We start from the raw sequence: 3,174 nt of genomic DNA, 5'->3' as shown, positions 1-3,174 counted from the left end.
CCCGGTGGAGAAGAACGAGTCAGGCGCTGCCTGAGCTTGGAAGCCCCCTCTCCCCCACCCCAAAGACTGGAAAACCTCAGCAACAGATCAAAGCGGGGTTCCCTTTCCCCCGCTTCCTCTCCCCATTAGGCTTCCTGAACCCGCAAGCCAAGCCCAGAGGAGCCTCTTATCCATCACTCGGGTACCCCCACCCTTTCGCCATGGCTGCGGGGGCCCGCTGCCGTCCCCTGGTCCGGGGTGGCCTTGCCGATGGCGCTCGTGACGCCCTGGTTGTTCAGAAACGGCAGTGGGGCATCCTGGAGCAGGGCCGCCACCATGGCTTCCAGTTGCTCAGGCGGGAGCAGACCAACGGCGCGTCCCTGCACACTTCCGTCAGCGTCATAGAAGAGAAAGGTGGGGATGCCGCGCACCTGGAATTGCTCCAACTCCTGTTCCCAGAGGGGGTTTTCCACGTTGAGCAGCACCAGATCCAACCCGCCGCGGTGGTTCTGTTTGAGTTGCGCCATCGTGGGCTCCATCTGGTGACATACCTGACACCAGTCCGCGTAAAACTCCACCAGGGTGGGCCTGCCGTTGCTCAGGGCCTTATCCAGGGGGAGGGAGGCGTGGGCCAGCGCCTCAAGACCTTGGTTGCTCAGGGAACGGGTCCAAAGCACCACCACCGCCAACACCGCAGCGATGCTGGCCAGAGCCATGGCGATAACGCGGTCTCTGCTGTCCATTGCTTGACTGTCTGCGGGCAAGTCCAGTCTCCCCATGGTGGCAGATGGCTAGTGTTTCCTTAGCGCCCGGTTTCCCATGAAGCAGCGGTTGACGTTGCGTCTCCCTCGGGAGGCCCTGAACCAACCCATCACCTACCGGCTGGCCATCGACTATGATGTGGCCTCGAAAATCATTCGTGCCCAGATTGGCCCCAACCAGGAGGGGGTGATGGTGGTGGAACTGGCCGGGGATATTGATGATCTGGCTGCAGCGACGGCGTGGCTACGGCAGCAGGGGTTGGTGGTGACCACGGCAGCGGGCCAGATCAGCATTGACCGGGATCGCTGTGTGGACTGCGGCATCTGCACCACGGTCTGTCCCACCGGCGCCCTGCACATGGAACGACCCCGTTGGACCCTTCACTTCGAAGTCCGACGTTGTGTGGTGTGCGAGCAATGTATTCCCAGTTGCCCGCTGGGGGCCATTGGCTTGAATCTGCCCACGCCGTCGGGCAGCAGCAGCAACCGCGCCCAGGGGTGATGCCACCGACCGGTTCCTGCCAGCGCCTGTTCCGTTGTCTGCGAATCCCGACGGTGCTGCTGGCGCTGGCGCTGCTGTTCTACTTTGGCCACATCTGGACACTGCGGGCCGCCAATACACCGCTTTTCCCCCTCAACGCCAGCCACAGCGCCGGACTCTACTGGCTGTTCATCATGGCTCAGTTGCAATACCTTGTGCTGCTCTGCACCATGCCCGGCCTGGTGCTCAGGCGGTTGACCATGCCCGTTACCACCAGCCGTTTTGCCAGTCTCCTGGTGGGCTTCCCCGTGGGGTTGGCGGTGGCGGCGGGGTTGATCCGCCTTCAGGCCCTCGGCCATGGGCTCATCCTGGCGGCTGCCCTGTTGCTGGCTCGCCTTGACCTGATGGAGGCGGACCTGTATCCGGCCCCGGTCCGGGCCTGGCTGATCACCAACCTGCTCTCCCTGCTCATGGTCGGCCTGGGCGCCGGTCTGGGTTCTCGTCTTCCCTGGGTTCATCCCCCTGCTCTACCGGGTTAAGGCAGGGTGTGCCGTGGAGACAGCTATAGGCCCACCAGGACTCCAGAACCGTTTTGACATAAAGGCGCGTCTCGGGGTAGGGGATGGCCTCGATCCAGAGTTCCGGCTGTTCCTCCAGCCCGTCCATGCTCCAACCGGCCACCGCCGTTGGCCCGGCGTTGTAGCTGGCAATGGCGAGGATGGGCTGTTGGCCCCAGTGCTGCAACTGCTCAGCCAGATAGCGGGCCCCCAGGTCCGCATTGATCTCCGCATCCAGGAGTTGGGTCTCCAGATCCCGGTCCGCCCACTCCGGGGGGACGGACGCTCTGGCCATGAGTTGCGCTGCTGTGGCCGGCATAAGCTGCAGCAGACCCAGGGCGCCAACAACGGAGCGCTGGGCAGGACGGAAGCGGCTTTCCTGCCGTGCAGTGGCCAGCAACAGGGCCGGATCCAGTCCGTGCCGCCGGGCCGCATCCGCCAGGATCCGGCCATAGAAGATCGGGTGGCGGACCTGCTCCAGGTCCATGAGTTGCCCTTCAGCGGCGGGACGGTTCCAGCTTGCGGCATCCAGTTGCTCCAGTCCCATCCAGGGATCCATGACCGCCAGGCGGAGTTGGCCTTCGATCCAGAGGGCGTCAGGGTCCTGGGGAACACTGGCGCCGCGCCAATGGCGCCAGTGTTCCCATGCCAGCACGTCCAGGCCTGTGTTCCATAACCAGGTCACGGCATCGTCTCCGCTGGCGGGCCCCAACGATGACGTTGGGGAACGGGGGGGAACCCGCTGCAGGGGAGACGGCCAGATCACCTGCCCATACCCAAGCCGCACCTGGCTGAGCCAGCCGTAATAGCTCCACGGGGCCCGCCGGGTCACTTGGCGCCAGAGGCGGACGGCCGCCCCGTGCTGCCCCAGTTGCTGCTTCACGAAGCCATGCCAGAAGTCAAGGCGGACGGCCGCCGCCAGGGTGAGGCGGGGGGCGTTGGCGGCAGTGGCCAGGGCAGTTTGGGCCTGGGACCAGGACCCTTCCAGCAGCAGTTGGCGGATGCCGGTCCACGGCTCCTCGGTGGCGGCTGCGGTGGCGGCAATTCCGGGCTGACAGGCCTCTGCCGCGGCGGGATTATCCACCTGCAACAGGGCCTCGGCCAGGGTGGCGGCGGCAGCGGGGGGAAGTTGGCTCCCCTGCTGGAAGCAGAGGGTGGCCAACAGGTATTCACCCCCCACCTGCCGTGGTCCCCAGCGGGCCAGGTGAAGGGCCCCGTCCAACTGGCGAGGGCCGGCGGTTCGGGCTGTGGTGAGGGCCGAGGCCAGGCTGGACGGATGAGCCGGGAACCGCTCCAGTAGTTCTTGATGAAGGGCATCGCCAGGATCCCCCAGCCAGTAGCGGGCATCGGCGCTGGCCGGAGTGTCCGGGAAACGCAGCAACAGGCTGCGCCAGTG

General features: G+C 65.6%; 4 protein-coding genes. 2 read left to right on the top strand and 2 right to left on the bottom strand.

The features are described from left to right. Positions 1 to 173 precede the first annotated feature (173 nt). Positions 174 to 695 carry a thioredoxin domain-containing protein gene (locus BG35_RS0108085; RefSeq protein ID WP_051506218.1) on the bottom strand — a complete coding sequence of 174 codons (522 nt, stop codon included), beginning with the start codon at positions 693 to 695 and terminating at the stop codon, positions 174 to 176. 103 nt (positions 696 to 798) lie between these two features. On the opposite strand from BG35_RS0108085, the gene BG35_RS0108080 reads away from it, so the two are divergent. Together BG35_RS0108080 and BG35_RS11670 are read left to right on the top strand one after the other, a co-directional pair. Continuing rightward, entirely contained in the window at positions 799 to 1,242 is a 444-nt protein-coding gene (locus tag BG35_RS0108080; RefSeq protein WP_025782425.1) for an NIL domain-containing protein, read from the top strand. Further along, the gene (locus tag BG35_RS11670; RefSeq protein WP_025782424.1) at positions 1,242 to 1,760 is read left to right on the top strand and encodes a hypothetical protein; all 519 of its coding nucleotides are present in this window, start codon (positions 1,242 to 1,244) and stop codon (positions 1,758 to 1,760) included. Before BG35_RS0108080 ends, BG35_RS11670 begins: the two co-directional genes overlap by 1 nt. Here BG35_RS11670 and BG35_RS0108070 read toward each other — a convergent pair. Beyond that, the coding region (locus BG35_RS0108070) for a lytic transglycosylase domain-containing protein (protein WP_025782423.1) at positions 1,690 to 3,174 on the bottom strand (1,485 nt) is incomplete at its 5' end. The two genes, BG35_RS11670 and BG35_RS0108070, sit on opposite strands and share 71 nt — an antisense overlap.

Source organism: Candidatus Synechococcus spongiarum SH4, from assembly GCF_000586015.1.
GTDB classification, from domain to species: Bacteria; Cyanobacteriota; Cyanobacteriia; order PCC-6307; family Cyanobiaceae; genus Synechococcus_B; species Synechococcus_B spongiarum_F.
The sequence above is the reverse complement of the archived record's forward strand: the minus strand, read 5'-3'. Positions and strand labels throughout refer to the sequence as shown.

What these genes read in the sequence shown, in the direction of transcription:
- BG35_RS0108085 (WP_051506218.1), bottom strand. Translation starts at nt 695, where the DNA reads ATGGCTCTGGCCAGCATCGCTGCGGTGTTGGCGGTGGTGGTGCTTTGG.
- BG35_RS0108080 (WP_025782425.1), top strand. Translation starts at nt 799, where the DNA reads ATGAAGCAGCGGTTGACGTTGCGTCTCCCTCGGGAGGCCCTGAACCAA.
- BG35_RS11670 (WP_025782424.1), top strand. Translation starts at nt 1,242, where the DNA reads ATGCCACCGACCGGTTCCTGCCAGCGCCTGTTCCGTTGTCTGCGAATC.